Below are 18,516 nucleotides of genomic sequence, written 5' to 3'. Positions count from 1 at the left end.
TCACCCGCTGAATTGCACGACCAGCCAGGCGGTGACCCGCAATAAGCTCCCTGCCTGAGTTCCACCCGACCTCGGGTCCAGTGCCTTCGCCCTGCAGGATGAGCGTGCATCAGGACTTGTGATCGTTTTCAGCTTTCGAGTGAACTATCTGATAAATGTGATTAACAACCGCGAAGAAGAAGCCCGTGGATAAGCCGCACATGAGTATGCCGATCAAGCCCTCGGTCGGCCCGAACAACCGCCACGGTTTCGCGAGCGTCACGTCGCCGTAACCAATCGTCGCGTAAGTCACCCCAGAGAAGTAGAACGCCGTTTCAATATCGGGCAGGCATTTTTGCCACAGATAGAACATCCCCCAGATCGAGATCTCTGACATATGGAGCAGAATCAGGTAGCAGGCCACCCATACCAGTCTATTAATGATGGCCCAGAGGCGGTGTATATGCAGGGTTTCCAACCGCGCCAGAGCCTTCAGTATCAAAGCCAGGCCGATTGCGTGCACCACCACGGTGATGGCCGCCAGTGCCCATGCGAAGAAGATAATTGAAGTCATCGGCGTTCCTCATGGAGGCTGTGACATGGATCGATTACAGCCCTCGCAGATACTCCGGCGAAGAGCATCCAATTGGCGGGTCAACGCGAGAGACCTTGACTGACCAACTGTTGGGCTGACGCTCTTGAGCATAGTGCACTGAGAATCCCTGCTGTTTCCTCGGTGACCCATGCACCTGACGGCGTTGCTCGGTTGTTTGCATCAGGCTGCGCAATTTGAGAGTCGCTTGCGCAATCGGGGAGGTTGGCGGGCGGTGCAATCGCTAGTTTAGGGCACATCCAAAAACAAGACCTTGCTATAGGAAGGCTTATGCAACACAGGCTTGCTGACCCCCTCTGTGTGCTCCGTGCAATCCAGCCAGTGGCGGTTGCTCTCGCCCAGGTTGCTCCACTGCCCGAACCCGGCCCGCCGCGCCGGCCTGAGGGCCACCGCTTTAGAGTCGACTAAGGGAAACCTTTAGCCAGGTTGAAGATTTCCCCCCGGTGGATGCTGTTCGTCTTGATATCGGCGCGACGCCTGCTGGCTTACCTTGCGTACCCAAGTGTCGTGTCCTCGCAGCGGACTGTTCCATGAAACTCGCCTGGCGTTTTACCCCATAACAAAAAGCCAATGTTTTTCGTTTTTAGTTTGATCCTGCTCCTATAAATACAGTGCCCAGGCACATACAGATGTGGAGATGTCAGATGTATCAGGTGAAGCAATCTTGCTGTGGGCTCGGTATTGTCTGCGTGTTGGGAATTATCTGTTCGCCATTGGCAGCCCATGCCGATGTTATTGATGACAGTCACTTAAAAGTAGATGCCCGTAACTTCTACCTGTATCGCAACTACACCAATACCAATGCGCCGGTTTCTGAAGTGGATAGTTGGTCTCAGGGTTTCGATGCGCAGTTTACCTCCGGTTACACCGACACGGCCCTGGCCATCGGTCTTGATGTGGATGCGCAATACGCCTTGCGCCTGGACTCATCGGGCAACGACGGTTCGCTGCCCTACAGCGTCAGTGACCAGCAGACGGCCGATGACTACAGTCGCGCCGGTGCGACCTTCAAAATGCGCTACAGCAAGACCGAGTTGAAGGTCGGCGATCTGCGCCCGCAGTTGCCGGTGGCGTTCGATGACACCAGTCGGCAGCTGGACACCATCTACCAGGGAGCCGTGGTCGAGTCCAGGGAAGTCGAGGGGTTGACGCTGACCGGCGGCCGTTTCTGGTCGGCCGTGACACGGGAATCTTCCAATCACGAGAAACTGTATAAGTTTGGCTCCACCGATAATCTCGACAGTGACGGCCTGGACTTTGGCGGGGCAACTTACGACATTACCAGGAACCTGCAAGTCAGTTATTTCTATGGCGTCTTGCACGATATTTATAAGCAGCACTATTTTGGCCTGATGCACATGGCTGAGTTGGGTAATGGCTACAAACTTAAAACCGACTTGCGTTACTTCAATAACAATGAAGATGGTCGTGCGTTAGACGGGGCGATCGATAACCGCTCCTACGGTGCCTTGTTCACCTTGCTCAAAGGCGCTCACATGTTGGGTGTCAGTTACCAGCGCATGCTGGGTGACAGCGTATTCCCGACCATGAATGGTTATATCCCGCAACCCTATCTGGTGCACTGGTCGTCCCTCGGGTTCGTCCGTCCGGAGGAAAGGTCCTGGGGGGCGCGCTACAGCTATGACTTTGCCGGGATGGGCATGCCGGGCCTGAAGTTCTACACCCGCTACATCAAGGGCACTCATTGGGATCGCGGCGGCAACCTGAGCGACAACCAGGAAAGCGAGCGCTACCTGGGGCTCAACTACGTGGTGCAGAGCGGGGCGCTGCAAGGCCTCGGGCTGGACCTGCGCAACATCGATGTGAAACAGAAGTACGGCTACGACTACAACGAGTTCCGTGTCGCCACGACCTACACCTGGAAGTTCTGGTAAGCCCGGAACAAACGGCGATCGACCCCATAACAATAAGAGGCCTGACCATGTTCGAACCCATTGTCCTTTGCATCTGCCCCGCAACTTCCCGGTCGGTGTCCTGTGCACCGTCACCCGCCGCGCTGCGCCCATGAGCGGATTCCAAGAGGAGCAAATGCTGATGAATATCCAGGTCGATAACGCCGTCCTGCAACAGAAGAAAACCTACATCTACGAGTGGTACGTGGTGGGCCTGTGCATGGTCGCCTATATCTTTTCATTTGTGGATCGGCAGATCCTGGCGCTGATGATCGAGCCGATCAAAGCCGACCTGCAGATCAGCGACACCCAGTTCAGCCTGCTTCACGGGCTGGCCTTTTCGTTGTTCTACGCCTTCATGGGCATGCCCATCGCTTATCTGGCCGACCGCTTCTCGCGTCCGAAGATCATCGCCGTCGGCGTAGTGTTCTGGAGCCTGGCGACTGCCGCCTGCGGTACGAGCAAGAACTTCCTGCACATGTTCCTCGCCCGCATTGGTGTCGGCGTCGGCGAAGCGGCCCTGTCGCCTTCGGCCTACTCGATGTTCAGCGACATGTTCCCCAAGGAGAAGCTGGGTCGTGCCGTGGGCATCTACTCGATCGGTTCGTTCGTGGGGGGTGGCCTGGCCTTCCTGGTCGGCGGCTATGTGATCGCCATGCTCAAGGACATGAACACCATCGAGGTCGCCTTTCTCGGTGCGATGAAGGCCTGGCAACTGGCGTTCTTCATTGTCGGGCTGCCCGGCATGGTGGTTGGCTTGTTGATCTGGCTCACCGTGCGCGACCCGGCACGCAAGGGCTTGCAGGTCGATGCGCAGGGGCGGGCGAAGAAGGTCGCGCTGAGCGATGGCTTGCGTTTTCTCGGACGCCACCGTGCCACCTTCGCCTGCCATTACCTGGGCTTTTCGTTTTACGCCATGGTGCTGTTCTGCATGATGAGCTGGAGCCCGGCGCTGTATATCCGCAAGTTCGGCCTGTCGCCAATGGAGGCGGGCTACATGCTCGGCACCGTGCTGTTGCTGGCCAACACCGCCGGGGTGTTGTTCGGTGGATGGCTCACCGACTACCTGTCCAAAAAAGGTCATCAGGACGCCGCCATGCGCACCGGCGTCATCGGTGCCCTCGGCATGGTGGTGCCAGCCATCCTGTTCCCGCAAGTGGATCAATTGTGGCTTTCGGTGAGTCTGTTGGTGCCGGCGATGTTCTTCGCTTCGTTCCCGATGCCGGCGTCCACGGCGGCGATGCAGATCCTCGCGCCGAACCAGGTGCGCGCACAGGTCTCGGCCGTGTTTCTGCTGATCAGTAATCTGCTGGGGTTGGGCCTGGGCACGACGCTGGTGGCGCTGTTGACCGACCGCTACTTCGGATCGCCCGCGGCAGTGGGGTCGTCGATGTCGCTGGTGATCGCCGGCGCATCGGCATTGACCGTGCTGCTGCTCTGGCGTGGTTGCCGCCGTTTTCGAGAAAGTTATGCCCGGGAGTATCCGACCGGGGCTTGATTGGTCATAGTCCATGATCGGCACTTCGGCCTCGCTCCTTTCTATAGGGAGCGGGGCCGCTACGCTCCGGATCGGGAGAACCCTTGATGTTGAATGACGTACACCTGCTGGAACGGCACAGCCTGCTCAGCTCGGCCGATTACCGTGAGATCAAGGACAAGGTCAGCCATTATCTGTGCCCGCACAGCTTCAACGTACTGCGTGACGAGCCGATCCACACCCGGCTCAACGGCGTATTCTTCGGCGAATCGGCGCTGCTCGACTTGTGCTATGGCGCGCCGGTGGAGATCAGCATCGGCGATATTGCCGATCAGTATCTGTTTCGCATTACCTTGCAAGGGCATTGCGAGGTGGCCCACGGGCGCCGTAGCGCGGCGATGCAGACGGGTTACCTGAGTGTTTCCTCGCCGTTTGCGCAAAGCCGCATCGTGACCGATGGCAAATGCCGCAACCTGATCCTGCGCGTCGACCGTGATGCCCTGGAGACGCAACTGCAACGCTTGCTCGGCCGCAGCCTGCGGCAGTCGGTGATCTTTGATGTCAGCGTCGACCACATGAGCGCCGGTGCCGTCAGCCTCTATCACACCCTGGACTACATCTGCCGGCTCTACGGCAGCGGTGTCGACGGTTCGCGTCTGGCCAACGGCCTGTCCGAATACCTGATGCAACTGCTGCTCACTCAACTGCCGCATAACTACTCCGCCGATCTGTTGATCGACTCGCGCGCGCCGCTGCCGCACCACGTGAAAAAAGCCCGCGACTACATCGAGGAGCACCTCGACGAGCCGATCAGCCTGGCGACGCTGAGCGAGTTATGCGGTGTGTCGGTCCGCACCTTGCAGAACGGCTTCAACCAGTTTCTCCAGCAGGCACCCGTCGAGTACATCCGTGAGCGTCGCCTGGCGGTGATCCATGAATCGCTGAAGCAGGGCAGGGCCGGTGAAACCGTCACCGACATTCTGTTGCGTCACGGCATCAACAGCTTCGGGCACTTTTCCAGTGCCTATCGGCAACGCTACGGCTGCCTGCCGTCGGACACCCTGCGCCGGCAGAAGCATTGAGACTTCTGCGCAATCCGTCGATCGATTGCGCAATCCGATAAGTCTGAGTCGGTACAGCCCGATAGCATCGAGTCTCTTACAAGAGGAGTGACTCCATGAATATTACGGTGCTGGGTGGTGGACACGGCTGTTACGCCGCTGCTGTTGAAATGGCTGAAAAGGGGCATCAGACCCGCCTGTGGCGTCGTGACGGCGCAGCGCTCAAGGAACTGTTGACCATCGGTAGCCTGACCATCAAGGACTACCAGGGTACTCGCCAGCTGTCCGTCGGCAAGCCAGGCGACAAGCTGTCGCTGACCGACAACCTGGCCGAAGCCCTGGGCGACGCGCAACTGGTCATCATCCCGTTGCCGTCGACCTCCCACGAAGATTTGGCCAGACACGTGGCACCGCACCTGCACGACGGTCAGGTGGTGTTCCTGCCACCGGGTACTTTCGGCAGCTATATATTCGCCAAGGCCATGGCCGATGCCGGCAACCAGAGCAAGGTCGCGTTCGCAGAAACCGGTACGCTGCCGTACCTGGTGCGCAAGCATGGCGCCAGTGACCTGGTGATCAGCGGCTACGCCACACGCCTGCCGACCGGCGTATTCCCCAGCAAGCTGTCCGGGCATGCCTTCTCGGTGTTGCGCCAGGCCTACCCGAGCGTCGAACCGATTGAAGACGCCCTGAGCGGTGCGCTGATGAACGCCGGTCCCGTCATTCACCCGCCGCTGATCATGATGAACGCCGGTCCCCTGGAACATTTCGAGGCCTGGGACATCCACAACGAAGGCACCCAACCGTCGATTCGTCGTGTGACCAACCAGCTCGATGCCGAGCGCATGGCCGTGCGCGAAGCGCTGACCTACGGCGCGCCGCACTTTCCCCTGGCCGATCACTACAACACCACCGAAGGCGACGAGTGGATGTACGGTCGCGGTGCCCACGGCAAGTTGACCGACAGCGGCGACTGGCGCGAAGAAATCGACCTGCGCACACATCGCTACATGCTCGAAGACACACGCCTGGGCCTGTCCTTCCTGGTTTCCGTCGGCCGCTGGGCCGGTGTCCCGACGCCGGTGGCGCAGGGCCTGCTGAGCATTGCCTCGGTCGTCGCCGGTCGTGATCTGTACGCCGAGGGCCGCACCCTGGAAAACCTCGGCCTGGCCAGGCTTGACCGGGTGCAAATGACCGAGCTTCTGACCAGGGGCTACAACTGATGAACGCTGTGTTGCCCCATGTCAGCGTGGTCGGCGCTGGCCGGATGGGCGAGGGCATTGCCCTGGCCTTCATCCATGCAGGCCTGCCGGTCACTCTCATCGACATCAAGGATCGTGCCGAGGATGAGCGGCACGGCTACTTCGAGCGTGTGCGCGACAACATCCGCAGTGAACTGCAGATGCTGGTACGCCTCGGCGTGCTCCAGAGGGATCAGGCGGACATCGCAATATCCCGATTGTCACTGCAATCGCGATCCGGGGCCGCAGAGGCATTGCGCCTGTGCGATCTGGTGTTCGAAGCGGTGCCGGAAGTCATCGAAGTCAAGCAGCAGACTTTCGCCTGGGTCAGCGAGCATGTACCGGCGTCGACCATCATCGCGTCGACCACCTCGACCTTTCTGGTCACCGAGTTAAGCGAAATGGTCAGCGAACCGCAGCGTTTCGTGAACGCGCACTGGCTCAATCCCGCGTACCTCATGCCGCTGGTGGAAGTCAGCCGCAGCGAAGCGACCTGCCCGCAGGTGGTCGAACGGCTACTGCAATTGCTCAAGCGGATCGGCAAAGTGCCCGTGGTGTGCAACCCGGTGGCGGGCTACATAGTGCCGCGCATCCAGGCACTGGCGATGAACGAAGCCGCCCGGATGGTGGAGGAGGGCGTGGCCAGCGCCGAAGATATCGACACGGCGGTACGCGTCGGCTTCGGTTTGCGTTTCTCGGTGCTGGGCCTGCTTGAGTTCATCGACTGGGGGGGAGGCGACATTCTCTACTACGCCTCGCGTTACCTGAGTGGAGCGCTGGCACCGCGCTTCGAGTCGCCACAGGTGATTGCGGACAATATGCAAAACGGCCGCAATGGCTTGCGCGATGGCCAGGGTTTCTACGATTACCATGACCTGGACGTGGACGCCTACAAACAGCAGCGTCTTGGCGCCTTTGTCCGCCAGCTGGCGTTGTCAGGGCTGACGCCGGCATTCGATGGCGCCTTGGGGCAGGCTTGAGCATCAGGGGACGGAGGGATGCAAGGGGTCGATTTTTGCCTGTTAGGGGAGGGCAGGGATCGACCCATGGCTGCCGGTCAGTTGTGTCTTCGGAACCAAGGGCAATTCGAGGAACCCATGCATGGGGAAAGTTAGTACCTGCTAATTGGATTCCAGGCTCGGATTTCGCGTAGCTGCACGCAAAAAGGCATTGTCAGCAGTCAGTACGAGGGCAGTCTGGAAGCACCGGTTTTTTCAACGCAATCGGCCGAAAGCCCTCTTTCAAGAAGATCCATATATGCACTCGTCAAGCTTCCTTGATCAGGTTCAGATTCAACCACAAGAAAGGCTGACGCCTTGAGTGTAGGCGCTTTAGTTCATTTAAGAGGGAGAAGCTTCGTAGGCGTCCAGCCAACACACCTTTCACTCACCGCCACATGGCGCTAGCAGTAATGTCCGATACACTCCTGTGACAGCATTTCTTACAGAACCCAGGTTGTGCGTCCGATTAGCTATTTACATGTGGGGTTTTGATGTGGCGGAAAGTTGATCGTGTCGTCATTTTAAGTCTAATGCTTACAAGCTGCTTTCTACCCGTATCCGCAGAGCCGGCGCCTCCCGATCCTGGTCAGGCGATTGGCCGTTCGTTGTCAATTATTCGTTCAGCAACACCAGAGCAGCCGCAGGTCCTGAAAATACTTTTCTACGGGCAGTCGATCAGTACGCCGAAATGGACCGACCAGGCCATTGCGACGTTGCGAGCCAAATATCCCGACGTGGCCTTCGATTACCGCAACCTCGCTCTGGGGGGATGGGGTGCCGTTCTCTTGGAGCAGGCGGTTGCTCGCGATGTGGAGGAAGTCTATCCCGATCTGATCGTTTTCCACGCTTACGGCGATCACCGGGCCTACGAACGAATCATACGGACCCTTCGCTCAAAGACGGCGGCCGACATCATCATTCAAACCGACCACGTCGTAAATCCGCTTGAACCCGTGTGTGACGCTGGCTTTCATCTTCAATGGTCGCCGCCCGAGGGCTGTGTGGGCCATTTCTGGTTCAAGCAAAGGAACTGGGAGGAGTTCATGTCGGGTGTCTGGGAACCCGCCCTGGCGGCGAAATATGACCTTGCACTGGAACCGCGCCGACAGCGCTGGAATAGCTATTTGCAGGAACATAATCTTCAAATAGCCGATCTTCTCGCCGATCCCCCGCACCCCAACGCCGAGGGGTGGACCCTCATGGCTAACCTGTTCACCTCTTGGGTCGAGGAACTCGGGGATCGTTTTCAAAACTATGGCTGGAGCACTTCCGGCCAGGTTCGGAGTTTTAATCCGCCGGTCCCTGGCGAAAAGACCCGTTATGAGTTTTTTGGGAACCGCGCCGAACTCATCGCCGCGGGGCCCCTGGACGGAAAAGTGAGTCTCACAATCGACGGAAAGGACCCGCGCGATCTGGACGGCTGCTGGCAGACCAGCCGCGTGACGCGTTTGACGAATGTTCCTGATTGGCCGGCCCTGACAAAAGTCGACGTCCGCCTGTCTTATCGAGAAGCGGATATCTGGACGCTTCGGGTACGGAATCTCGACAGTTCGCAAGAAAATTTCGACTTCGACGTCCAGAGCGCTCGTACAGGGGAAGAGGGAAGCGGCTCGGGCAAGGATGTTTTCACGTCGCGCTCGGGAAACGTCACCATACAGCCGGGCGCCTGGAACCTTTCCTATGCCAAGGCGATCTCCGGTAAAGGTCTCGAGGAGGAACAAAGCTTTCAATGGGAGCGACGCTTCGTCTGCGCAGACGAGCTGCCGACTGCTCTGGCAAATGGCTCGGTGCAGCAGCGTCATGTACTGGCAACCGGCCTCCCCAATACGCATCACGTTATCGAGTTAACGGTTCCTTCTGATACGCCAGCGATTTCGGAATTGCGCGCTTATCGGCCACCGCTTGTTGACTGATAATCACGCCGCTCGGACGAGAAGCGTCCGTGCATACAGCTTCCGATGCAGCCGGTGGTCATAACGAATGCAGATGACTGGGGCGAAGCAAACAGGTGGTCATATGGATTGCAACTTCGCAGTTTTCCCCGAAATGGCACCTTGGGCTGACACGTCGGTAGCCCTCAGTCTCAGCTAAGTATTGCCTTGTATCTTTTCTTTCGCGCAAGTTCAGCATCGCTTGTCCCGATCAAAAAACCGGGGGACAACGCTGGTTCCATGACGAAGTGATGCGATGAGTAAAAGGCTATGCGTTTTTATGCTCAAACTTCAATTCAATGATCGTGTGAACCCGGCTCCAGGAGCGACTCCTGCTAAATAGAGTTTTTATTTTGGTTTAACTGTTTTTTGACCTTTCGCTATGCAACCTGCGCCCGCCCAACATTGCGGTACTGCTGCGGGTTGTCTCCCTACATGACTCATGGCTGTTTCTTCAGCGTGATACCCATATACCCTTATCTGATCAGGAACGTGTTTTCTTAATGAGTACCCATATCAATCTGAACAAGCTGCCGGAAATAACCCTGGCTTTCTGGGTTATGAAAATCTGTGCCACCACCCTCGGCGAAACCGCCGGTGACCTGCTGTCCATGACCCTGAATGTGGGCTACGCCATGAGTTCGCTGATCCTGATCAGTGCCTTTGTGGTGACGCTTGGCTTGCAGCTGTTTTCCAGGCGTCATAATCCGGTGCTGTACTGGATCGTGATTCTTTCCACCAGTACCGCGGGTACGACAATGTCGGACTTTATGGACCGCACCCTCGGCTTGGGCTATGCCTCGGGCTCGCTGATTCTCATCAGCCTGCTGATCACGATTTTTGCCGTCTGGCGCCTGAGCGAAAAAAGCCTGTCAGTGGACAGCATCCACACCACCAAGGGTGAGCTGTTCTACTGGACGGCCATTCTGATTTCCAACACCTTGGGTACGGCGCTGGGTGACTATCTGGCGGATGACTCGGGCCTGGGCTTTGCCGGTGGTGCACTGTTGATCGGTTCGGCGATTATCGCCGTCGTGCTGGCGAAGTTTTACACCCGTATTTCCGGCGTGCTGTTGTTCTGGGTGGCGTTTGTTCTCACTCGGCCCTTCGGTGCAACCCTTGGCGACTTCCTGACCAAGCCCCATGAAAAAGGTGGTCTGGACTTTGGCACCGTAGGATCCTCGTTGGTACTTGCCGCGGTCTTGGTAGTCCTGGTGGCCTTCGCCGCAAAAGCCCGCCGAGTGGAAGCAGTGTACGGTTAACGCCTGATAGGCGTAGGCCGTTACCGGTGTGAGGTGATAGCGATAGCTGGACCTTGGCAGTTGACCAGAAAGCCCGCTTACGCGGGCTTTCTGCTTTCCAGGTTACATGGCTGCGGGCGTGCCAGGACGATTACGTTGCAGAAGAAAATCTGCTGCGAGGACCGAGCGCAACGTCGAGTTGAAGTGACTGACGGGGCGTTTGGTGCCTCAGCGCCCGCTGATGAAAGGCTTATCTGACCTGTGGATTTCCAGCATCCAGGGCAAAAGTATGTGCGGCCGCCTCTATCCGTTCTTCGAGTTGGGCAATGTAGGCTTTGGCGTCCTCCAGGCTGGGGAATGAAACAGCCGTCTCGCCAAGCCAGACTTTGCAGGCGCTTCCTTGCTCATTGGTCTCAATAGTGATTTTCATTTGCAAACCCTTTGCTGTCGAAGTGGCGGAGGTTAGCGCACTTTTTAGATGATTCAAAATGTATCGGAGGCTCTATATCGGGAGTTTCAAGGTGATTTGATACGGGCCGGTTCGTTGAGCTCTTGAACGTTCTGGAAGGGGCAAACTAATACGGCTGCTCAATCCGATATCTCTACCGTGACTGCAACGCGCACGGATGGGCGGGCATTGAAAGACTGAATGAATGCATGGCTCTAAAATGACTCAGTGCGTGAACTGCACTTTTCGCTCTTTCGATATGTGGTCGGTGAAGGCACAATGCGTGTCCTTTTTTGGCAGGCCCCGCCGGAGGCTCTGAAAATGATCAAAACACCCTATTACCTCATCGATAAGCAGAAGCTTCTGGTCAACATGCAGAAGATCGCCTACGTGCGCGAACAGTCCGGAGCCAAGGCCTTGCTGGCGCTCAAGTGCTTCGCGACCTGGTCAGTGTTCGACTTGATGCAGCAATACATGGACGGCACCACGTCGTCTTCGCTGTACGAGCTCAAACTCGGTCGGCAGAAGTTCGAAGGCGAGACCCATGCCTACAGCGTGGCCTGGGCCGACGACGAGATCGAGGAGATGCTCGAGAACTGCGACAAGATCATCTTCAATTCCATCAGCCAGCTGCAACGTTTTGCCAAGCGTTCAGAAGGCAAAATCCGCGGTCTGCGGGTCAACCCGCAAGTGAGCAGCTCCGATTATCTGCTGGCCGACCCGGCGCGCCCGTTCAGCCGTCTGGGTGAGTGGGACCCGGTGAAGATCGAAGGTGTCATCGACCAGATCTCCGGTTTCATGTTCCACAACAACTGCGAGAACAGCGACTTCGGCCTGTTCGACCAAATGCTGTGCACCATCGAAGAGCGCTTCGGCGAGCTGCTGCACAAGGTCGACTGGGTCAGTCTGGGCGGCGGCATTCACTTCACCGGTGAAGGCTATGCGCTGGACGCGTTCTGCGCGCGGCTCAAGGCGTTCTCGCAAAAGTACGGCGTGCAGGTCTACCTGGAGCCGGGCGAAGCGGCGATCACCAACAGCGCCTCGCTGGAAGTGACTGTGCTCGACACCCTCTACAACGGCAAGCACCTGGCGGTGGTGGACAGCTCCATCGAAGCCCATCTGCTTGACCTGCTGATTTATCGCCTCAACGCCAAGCTGGCGCCGAGCGAGGGTGATCACACCTACATGGTGTGCGGCAAGTCGTGCCTGGCCGGGGACATCTTCGGCGAGTACCAATTTGATCGTCCGCTGGCCATCGGCGATCGACTGTCGTTCATCGACACTGCGGGTTACACCATGGTCAAGAAGAACTGGTTCAACGGCCTGAAAATGCCATCCATCGTTGTGAAACAACTCGACGGTACAGTCGAAGTGGTTCGCGAATTTGGTTATGAAGACTACCTGTCCAGCCTTTCGTAAATCGGACAGATAAAGGAGAGATAACGCAATTGAAAAAGAACGTTCTTATCATTGGTGCAGGAGGTGTCGCCAAGGTGGTGGCCCACAAGTGCGCGCAGCACAACGACGAACTCGGTCGTATTGCCATCGCGTCGCGCAACATCTCCAAATGCCAGGCCATCATCGACAGCATCAAGGCAAAGGGCAGCCTCAAACAGCCTGCTGACATCAAGGCTTTCGCGCTGAACGCCCTGGATGTCGAAGCGACCAAGTCGCTGATCCGCGAAACCGGATCGCAAATCGTCATCAACGTCGGTTCCGCGTTCCTCAACATGTCGGTGCTGCGTGCCTGCATCGATACCGGCGTGGCCTACCTGGACACCGCCATTCACGAAGAGCCGGGCAAGGTCTGCGAGACGCCGCCCTGGTATGGCAACTACGAGTGGAACCACCTCGAAGAGTGCAAGCAGAAGAACATCACCGCCATTCTGGGTGTGGGTTTCGACCCGGGTGTGGTCAACGCATACGCCGCGCTGGCGCAACAACAGTATTTCGACCGCATTGATTCGATCGACATTCTCGACGTCAATGCCGGTTCCCACGGCAAGTATTTCGCCACCAATTTCGACCCGGAAATCAATTTCCGCGAATTCACCGGACAGGTCTGGAGCTGGCAGAACAGCCAGTGGACCAGCAACACCATGTTCGAAGTCAAACGCACCGACGACCTGCCGGTCGTAGGGGCGCAGAACCTGTACCTGACCGGCCACGATGAAGTGCACTCGCTGTCGAAAAACCTCGACGTGCCCAACGTGCGTTTCTGGATGAGTTTCGGCGAGCACTACATCAATGTGTTCACCGTGCTCAGGAACCTCGGCCTGCTCTCGGAGCAACCGGTCAAGACCGCCGAAGGCCTGGAAGTTGTGCCGCTCAAAGTGGTCAAGGCCGTGCTGCCTGACCCGAGCTCGCTGGCACCCGGCTACACCGGCAAGACCTGCATCGGCGATCTGGTCAAGGGCACCAAGGATGGACAACCGCGCGAGGTGTTCATCTACAACGTGGCCGATCATGAAGACGCCTTTGCGGAAACCGACAGCCAGGGCATTTCCTATACGGCTGGCGTGCCGCCGGTGGCCGCAGCGCTGCTGGTCGCCCGAGGCGAGTGGGACGTGCAACGTATGGTCAACGTCGAGGAGCTGTCGGCTGAGCCGTTCCTCACGGCACTGGACATGATGGGCCTCCCGACCCGCATCAAGGACGAGAATGGAGACCGTCCCTGGAACGCCTGAAGTTCACTTAGCCTGTGAGCCTCATTGCCCGCTCCAAAAAAAAGCCGCTCACTGAGCGGCTTTTTTCGTTTTTTGTCCCGCTCCGAATAAGGTTTACACCTTCTGACTTCTTTTCAGGAAGGTGCAATAGATCCTGGCACGAAGCGCAGTCAGCGAAATTACACGCTGGCTTTTAAATTGTCGGTCGTCGACCAGGTCGAGGCAGACAACAGCGGTCTTTCCACAGTGGCCCAGGCGGCAGGCATGGGAACCGTGACCGAAGAAATGAACTGGGGGAAATATCCACGGACACAATCCCAGTCCTTTACAAAGCAGTCGCACGCGCGGCTTGTTCGAACCGTTCGCACAAGAAATCCAGCAATGCCCGTACCCGTGGCGCCAGGTAGCGGCTGCGGGGGTAGAGCGCGTACACGGGGGCTTCGTCCGATTGCCATTGCGGCAGCACCAGACTCAAGCGTCCCGCCGCCAGGTCCGCGCTCACGTCCCAGATTGATTTGAGGACGATGCCGTGGCCGTCGATCGCCCATTGGCGGGCCAACGCGCCGTCGTTGGTCTCGCGTGCAGCTTCCAGAGGCACCTTGAACAGCATCACTTCCTCGCCACGGTGCAGGCGCCATTCGCTGGACCAGCCCGACTGGCCGGCGACAATGTGATCGAAATCGGCCAACTGCTGCGGATGCTCAGGCGTGCCCTTGCGTTGCAGATAGCTCGGCGCGGCGCACAGGATGCGGCGATTGGTGGCCAGGGGGCGGGCGATCAATGAGCTGTCCGGCGGCACGCCAAAGCGGATCACCAGATCGACATCGTCCGCGATCAGGTGCGACAGCGAGTCGGACAGCAGCAGCGCCGGCACGACCTGGGGATAGCGGGTGGTGAATTCATCGAGCCAGGGATTCAGCACATGTCGGCCGAAATCCGAGGTGGCGGACACCCGGATCTTGCCGCGGATTTCCTTTTTCTCCGCCGACAGCGCCGCTCGCGCATCGTCCAGCGCCTGCAACGCCTGGCGGCAATGTTGCAGGTAAATCCGCCCCTCATCGGTCAGCCTCAGCTGGCGGGTAGTGCGCTCGAACAGGCGAGTGGCCAGCGAAGCTTCGAGCTTGATCAAACGGGCGCTGGCGGCCGCTGGCGACAGCCCCAGCTTGCGCCCCGCAGCTGAGAGCCCGCCCAGTTGGGCCGCTTCGACAAACAGGCGGATGGCTTCGAGGTTGTCCATCATTGTTCCAGTATTTTTGAAAATCCATCAAAGACTAGCCTAATTATCAAATCCGATCAGTAGTCGCAGACTGAGTCCATCCACTTCATTTGGCTCAGGAACGCTCACCATGACGACCCCTTCAACGTTGTTTGAACCCATCGCCTTCGCCGGCCTCAATGCCCCTCACCGGGTCGTGATGGCACCCATGACCCGGGCGCGCAGCAGCCAGCCCGGTGACATCCCCAACAGCCTCAACGCGCAGTACTACGCGCAGCGTGCATCGGCGGCCTTGATCGTGACCGAGGCGGCGCAGATATCCCCGCAGGGCAAGGGTTATTCCTTTACCCCTGGCATCCACACCGAAGCGCAGGTGCAAGGCTGGCAGGGCGTGACCGAGGCGGTGCATGCCGAGGGCGGTCGCATCTTCCTGCAGCTGTGGCACGTGGGGCGCTTGTCCCATCCGGACTTCCATCAGGGCGCACTGCCAGTGGCGCCGTCCGCCGAACCCTTTGAAGGACAGATCTGGAAAGTCGATCCGGTCACGGGGGAGGGCGGCATGTTCGATAGCCCGACGCCTCGCGCGCTGACCAAGGCTGAGATCGCTCAGATCGTCGACGACTTTCGTCAGGCCGCGCGCCGGGCGATACGGGCCGGTTTCGATGGCGTGGAGATCCATGGCGCCAATGGCTATCTGGTGGATCAGTTCCTGCGCACCACGTCCAATACGCGGACCGATGAATACGGCGGCTCGCGCAGCAACCGCCTGCGTTTTCTCAAGGAAGTGGTCGACGCGGTCAGCGATGAAGTCGGGGCCGAACGCACGGCGATCCGCCTGGCTCCCTTTCTGACCGCCCGTGGCATGGCTTGCCCGGACATCCTCCTGACCATACTTGAAGCGGCCGAGTACCTGCAGGCCAAGGGCATCGGCTATCTGCATCTGGTCGAAGCGGACTGGGACGATGCACCGGTGTTCACCGAGTCGTTTCGTCAGGCGATTCGCCAGCGCTTCACTCGCCCGATCATCGTCGCCGGCAACTACGACCGGGCTCGCGCCGAGTGGGTCATCGGCAAGGGCTACGCAGACCTCGTGGCGTTCGGCAGACCCTTTGTGGCCAATCCGGATTTGCCCCTGCGTCTGGCGCAGGACCTGCCTTTGGCCCTGCTTGATCCCGCCACGCTGTTCGGCGGCACGGCCAAGGGCTACAGCGATTACCCCGCCATCACCACGGAAGAAACCCCATGCGCTTGCTGATCAATGGCCTGTTGGCCGCCGCTGTTACTGCTTCGGTTCTGGGCCAACAGGCAGTCGCCGCAGAACCCACACTGATCACCCCCGAGGTGCTGATTGCCGATCCCGGCGCCAAACCTGAACAGGTCCAGGCGCAGACCCTCGCGGCACGGCGTTACGCCACGTTCTGGTCGTCCGGCGATCCGGCGCTGGCCCGCCAGGCACTGGCGCCCGACTTCATGGATCGCGCCTTGCCGCCGGGACGCGCACAGGGCATCGCCGGGCCCCTGGCGGCGTCTACCGCGTTCCACGCGGCGGTGCCCGACCTGAACTGCGAAGTCCGGCAGATGATCGTCAGCGGCGATCGGGTGGTGTCGTTCCTGCGCTTCACCGGGCACTTCACCGGCACGTTCAACGGCGTGAAAGGCCAGGGTCAGGCGGTGAATTTCATTGCCACCGACATCTACCGCATCGCCGACGGCAGGATCGCCGAAAACTGGCACCTGGAGGACAACCTGACGTTCCTGCAACAGATAGGCGTTATCGCTCCATGACATAGGTGCCGGGTGCAGGGCAGAGGGGCGGGTACTTGCGCGAGCCGAGCTTCTTGGGCGCCGGCCGGCTGTCGCCCGAGCGCTGCCCGATCCATTCGCGCCAGTGCGGCCACCAGCTGCCTGGCTGGCGTTCCCCGGCGTTTTGCAACCAGGTTTCCGGGGTCTCGGCGGCGGCAGGCGCGGCATAGTAGAACGACTTGGGGTTGCCCGGCGGGTTTACCAGGCTTTGCAGGTGGCCGGCGTTGGACAGCACGTAGATTGTGTCCTCGCCAAACAGCCGGGCAGTGCCGTAGCAGCCCTGCCAGGGGGTGATGTGATCGGTGGTACCGCCCACCACGTAGGCGCCCACCTGCACCTGGGTCATGTCAATCGACTCGCCGGCAATCTCCAGGGTGCCCGGATTGCTGTAAGGGTTCTGCTGGATCAGGTCGAGGTAGTCCGCGTGCAGTTGGGCGGGCAGGCGCGTGGTGTCGTTGTTCCAGGCGAGAATGTCGAAGGCCGGTGGCTTATTGCCCAGCAAGTAGTTGTTGACCCAGTAGTTCCAGATCAGGTCGTTGGGCCGCATCCAGGCGAACATGCGGGCCATGCCCTGGCCGCTCAGCACGCCCTTGCGCCGGGAGCTGGCTTTGGCCGCGCGCAGGGCGGACGGGGTGGTGAACAGCCCCAGGGTGGTGTCGTCCAGCGCCGAGGGCATGTCGAGCACGCACACCGCCCAGTTGGTATTGGCTACCTTGTGGCCTTCGCCACGGGCCGCCAGCCAGCCCAGGTAGGCCGCCAGGGTGATGCCGCCCGAGCAGGAGCCCCACATGTTCACATCCGGGCTACCGGTGATCCTGCGCGCCACGTCCACCGCCTGGTCGAGGCACAGCGCGTAATCGGACAAGCCCCAGTCACGGTGCTCACGGGTGGGATTGCGCCAGCTGATGATGAAGAGGTTCACACCGCTGTCCTGGATCCACTGGATCAGGCTTTTTTCCGGCGACAGGTCGATGGCGTAGTACTTGTTGATCTGCGGCGGCGACATCACCAGGGGCCGGGCATAGATATTTTCGGTGGTGGGCGCGAACTGCAGCAGCTCGAACATCTCGTTGCGAAACACCACGGCGCCCTTGGCCGTGGCAATGTTTTCCCCCACCTTGAACGGCGTACTGTCGACCTGTCTCGGGAGCCCGCGGTTGGTCAGCATATCCTCGCCGAACTGGCGGATGCCCCTGGCCAGGCTCATGCCTCCGGTGTCCACCAGCTTGCGCAGCGCCACCGGATTGGTCAGCGGCGAGTTGCTCGGTGCCACTGCATCGGCCAGGAGCGCTGCCACAAACCGTGCCTGGCTCTTTTCCAGCGGGGCCAGGTCGGTGGATTCGATGAAACGGGTCAGCTCACTTTGACCGGCCAGGTAACTCTGCAGCAGTGCGCGCAGGAAGGCGTTGGATTGCCAGGCCGGATCGGCGAAGCGCTTGTCCTTCGGGTCCGGCGCGATGCTGGAATTGCCGCCGACGATGCCGCGCAGTTCCTTCAGGTAGCCACCCAGATGCGCGCCAGCCTTGAGCGGCGACTTGGCCACGGCCTTGAGCAGGTAACCGGCCGAGCCGGCCAGATCGGCCGCGCGTACGCTGACCAGCGGATTGCCTGCCAGGGTCTGGTTGGCTGCCGAGCCGATCAGCTCTTGTTGCCGGGTGTCGTCCGGGAGATCGCTATTCTTGCGCGCGTGACGCTTTCGGCCGGTCGCCGGAGGGCGCTGGGAGGGGGTAGCGGTCTCGCTCGTTCGGGTGGATCTGCTCATGGCGGCCCTCGTGTCAGGTCTTGTTGTTTTGCACCGACTCTAGGGGGCAACGGGGGTGGTCATTTCGCATCGCACGACAGCGAATTTTCATTTCATGACAAGGGCGATCGCGGGAGCGCTGAATGACCGGGCCGGGAGTGGTTGCTGACATGCGAAATTCGAGG

The 18,516-nt window shown here is 59.4% G+C and carries 15 protein-coding genes; 11 read left to right on the top strand and 4 right to left on the bottom strand.

What is annotated here, in order from left to right; translation table 11 throughout:
* Positions 1 to 109: 109 nt before the first annotated feature.
* A complete protein-coding gene (locus ACVWYU_RS24910; protein WP_248915083.1) occupies positions 110 to 553 on the bottom strand; it encodes a potassium channel family protein in 444 nt (147 codons plus the stop codon).
* A gap of 683 nt (positions 554 to 1,236) precedes the next feature.
* Here ACVWYU_RS24910 and ACVWYU_RS24905 point away from each other — a divergent pair.
* The 7 genes from ACVWYU_RS24905 (at position 1,237) to ACVWYU_RS24875 (ending at position 10,478) form a co-directional block, all read left to right on the top strand.
* Complete coding sequence (locus ACVWYU_RS24905; RefSeq protein WP_457373926.1) at positions 1,237 to 2,487, top strand: OprD family outer membrane porin; 1,251 nt, start codon at positions 1,237 to 1,239, stop codon at positions 2,485 to 2,487.
* 160 nt (positions 2,488 to 2,647) lie between these two features.
* Positions 2,648 to 4,003, top strand: coding sequence for a spinster family MFS transporter (locus ACVWYU_RS24900; protein ID WP_457373943.1), 1,356 nt, complete (start codon positions 2,648 to 2,650; stop codon positions 4,001 to 4,003).
* 86 nt (positions 4,004 to 4,089) lie between these two features.
* On the top strand, positions 4,090 to 5,064 hold the full coding sequence (locus tag ACVWYU_RS24895) for an AraC-like ligand-binding domain-containing protein (RefSeq protein WP_457373925.1): 975 nt from the start codon (positions 4,090 to 4,092) through the stop codon (positions 5,062 to 5,064).
* Between the two features lie 95 nt (positions 5,065 to 5,159).
* Entirely contained in the window at positions 5,160 to 6,266 is a 1,107-nt protein-coding gene (locus tag ACVWYU_RS24890; RefSeq protein WP_457373924.1) for an NAD/NADP octopine/nopaline dehydrogenase family protein, read from the top strand.
* Positions 6,266 to 7,264, top strand: coding sequence for a 3-hydroxybutyryl-CoA dehydrogenase (locus tag ACVWYU_RS24885; RefSeq protein ID WP_457373923.1), 999 nt, complete (start codon positions 6,266 to 6,268; stop codon positions 7,262 to 7,264). Before ACVWYU_RS24890 ends, ACVWYU_RS24885 begins: the two co-directional genes overlap by 1 nt.
* A 512-nt stretch (positions 7,265 to 7,776) precedes the next feature.
* Positions 7,777 to 9,198: an SGNH/GDSL hydrolase family protein gene (locus ACVWYU_RS24880; RefSeq protein WP_457373922.1), complete on the top strand. Its 1,422-nt coding sequence runs from the start codon at positions 7,777 to 7,779 to the stop codon at positions 9,196 to 9,198.
* A 539-nt stretch (positions 9,199 to 9,737) separates the two neighbouring features.
* Positions 9,738 to 10,478 carry a COG4705 family protein gene (locus ACVWYU_RS24875; RefSeq protein WP_390959921.1) on the top strand — a complete coding sequence of 247 codons (741 nt, stop codon included), beginning with the start codon at positions 9,738 to 9,740 and terminating at the stop codon, positions 10,476 to 10,478.
* Positions 10,479 to 10,707: 229 nt separating this feature from the next.
* Here ACVWYU_RS24875 and ACVWYU_RS24870 read toward each other — a convergent pair whose 3' ends face one another.
* Entirely contained in the window at positions 10,708 to 10,887 is a 180-nt protein-coding gene (locus ACVWYU_RS24870) for a hypothetical protein (RefSeq protein WP_090323087.1), read from the bottom strand.
* 339 nt (positions 10,888 to 11,226) lie between these two features.
* On the opposite strand from ACVWYU_RS24870, the gene ACVWYU_RS24865 reads away from it, so the two are divergent.
* Positions 11,227 to 12,324 carry a carboxynorspermidine decarboxylase gene (locus ACVWYU_RS24865; RefSeq protein ID WP_090327389.1) on the top strand — a complete coding sequence of 366 codons (1,098 nt, stop codon included), beginning with the start codon at positions 11,227 to 11,229 and terminating at the stop codon, positions 12,322 to 12,324.
* Positions 12,325 to 12,353: 29 nt separating this feature from the next.
* Entirely contained in the window at positions 12,354 to 13,592 is a 1,239-nt protein-coding gene (locus ACVWYU_RS24860) for a saccharopine dehydrogenase family protein (RefSeq protein WP_247256834.1), read from the top strand.
* Between the two features lie 304 nt (positions 13,593 to 13,896).
* On the opposite strand, the gene ACVWYU_RS24855 is transcribed toward ACVWYU_RS24860, so the two are convergent.
* A complete protein-coding gene (locus ACVWYU_RS24855) occupies positions 13,897 to 14,808 on the bottom strand; it encodes a LysR family transcriptional regulator (RefSeq protein WP_457373921.1) in 912 nt (303 codons plus the stop codon).
* Positions 14,809 to 14,917: 109 nt separating this feature from the next.
* On the opposite strand from ACVWYU_RS24855, the gene ACVWYU_RS24850 reads away from it, so the two are divergent.
* Entirely contained in the window at positions 14,918 to 16,042 is a 1,125-nt protein-coding gene (locus ACVWYU_RS24850) for an alkene reductase (RefSeq protein WP_457373920.1), read from the top strand.
* Positions 16,030 to 16,572 carry an ester cyclase gene (locus ACVWYU_RS24845; RefSeq protein WP_457373919.1) on the top strand — a complete coding sequence of 181 codons (543 nt, stop codon included), beginning with the start codon at positions 16,030 to 16,032 and terminating at the stop codon, positions 16,570 to 16,572. The genes ACVWYU_RS24850 and ACVWYU_RS24845 overlap by 13 nt, the downstream gene beginning before the upstream one ends.
* Here ACVWYU_RS24845 and ACVWYU_RS24840 read toward each other — a convergent pair.
* Positions 16,559 to 18,352, bottom strand: coding sequence for an alpha/beta fold hydrolase (locus ACVWYU_RS24840; protein ID WP_457373918.1), 1,794 nt, complete (start codon positions 18,350 to 18,352; stop codon positions 16,559 to 16,561). The genes ACVWYU_RS24845 and ACVWYU_RS24840 overlap by 14 nt on opposite strands.
* Between the last annotated feature and the right edge of the window lie 164 nt (positions 18,353 to 18,516).

This window comes from Pseudomonas sp. TE12234, assembly GCF_054061835.1.
The sequence above is the reverse complement of the archived record's forward strand: the minus strand, read 5'-3'. Positions and strand labels throughout refer to the sequence as shown.

Excerpts from the sequence above, each read along its gene's own strand:
- ACVWYU_RS24885 (WP_457373923.1), top strand. The coding sequence starts at position 6,266 with ATGAACGCTGTGTTGCCCCATGTCAGCGTGGTCGGCGCTGGCCGGATG.
- ACVWYU_RS24895 (WP_457373925.1), top strand. The coding sequence starts at position 4,090 with ATGTTGAATGACGTACACCTGCTGGAACGGCACAGCCTGCTCAGCTCG.
- ACVWYU_RS24870 (WP_090323087.1), bottom strand. The coding sequence starts at position 10,887 with ATGAAAATCACTATTGAGACCAATGAGCAAGGAAGCGCCTGCAAAGTC.
- ACVWYU_RS24855 (WP_457373921.1), bottom strand. The coding sequence starts at position 14,808 with ATGGACAACCTCGAAGCCATCCGCCTGTTTGTCGAAGCGGCCCAACTG.
- ACVWYU_RS24900 (WP_457373943.1), top strand. The coding sequence starts at position 2,648 with ATGAATATCCAGGTCGATAACGCCGTCCTGCAACAGAAGAAAACCTAC.
- ACVWYU_RS24880 (WP_457373922.1), top strand. The coding sequence starts at position 7,777 with ATGTGGCGGAAAGTTGATCGTGTCGTCATTTTAAGTCTAATGCTTACA.
- ACVWYU_RS24865 (WP_090327389.1), top strand. The coding sequence starts at position 11,227 with ATGATCAAAACACCCTATTACCTCATCGATAAGCAGAAGCTTCTGGTC.
- ACVWYU_RS24890 (WP_457373924.1), top strand. The coding sequence starts at position 5,160 with ATGAATATTACGGTGCTGGGTGGTGGACACGGCTGTTACGCCGCTGCT.
- ACVWYU_RS24840 (WP_457373918.1), bottom strand. The coding sequence starts at position 18,352 with ATGAGCAGATCCACCCGAACGAGCGAGACCGCTACCCCCTCCCAGCGC.
- ACVWYU_RS24905 (WP_457373926.1), top strand. The coding sequence starts at position 1,237 with ATGTATCAGGTGAAGCAATCTTGCTGTGGGCTCGGTATTGTCTGCGTG.
- ACVWYU_RS24845 (WP_457373919.1), top strand. The coding sequence starts at position 16,030 with ATGCGCTTGCTGATCAATGGCCTGTTGGCCGCCGCTGTTACTGCTTCG.
- ACVWYU_RS24850 (WP_457373920.1), top strand. The coding sequence starts at position 14,918 with ATGACGACCCCTTCAACGTTGTTTGAACCCATCGCCTTCGCCGGCCTC.
- ACVWYU_RS24910 (WP_248915083.1), bottom strand. The coding sequence starts at position 553 with ATGACTTCAATTATCTTCTTCGCATGGGCACTGGCGGCCATCACCGTG.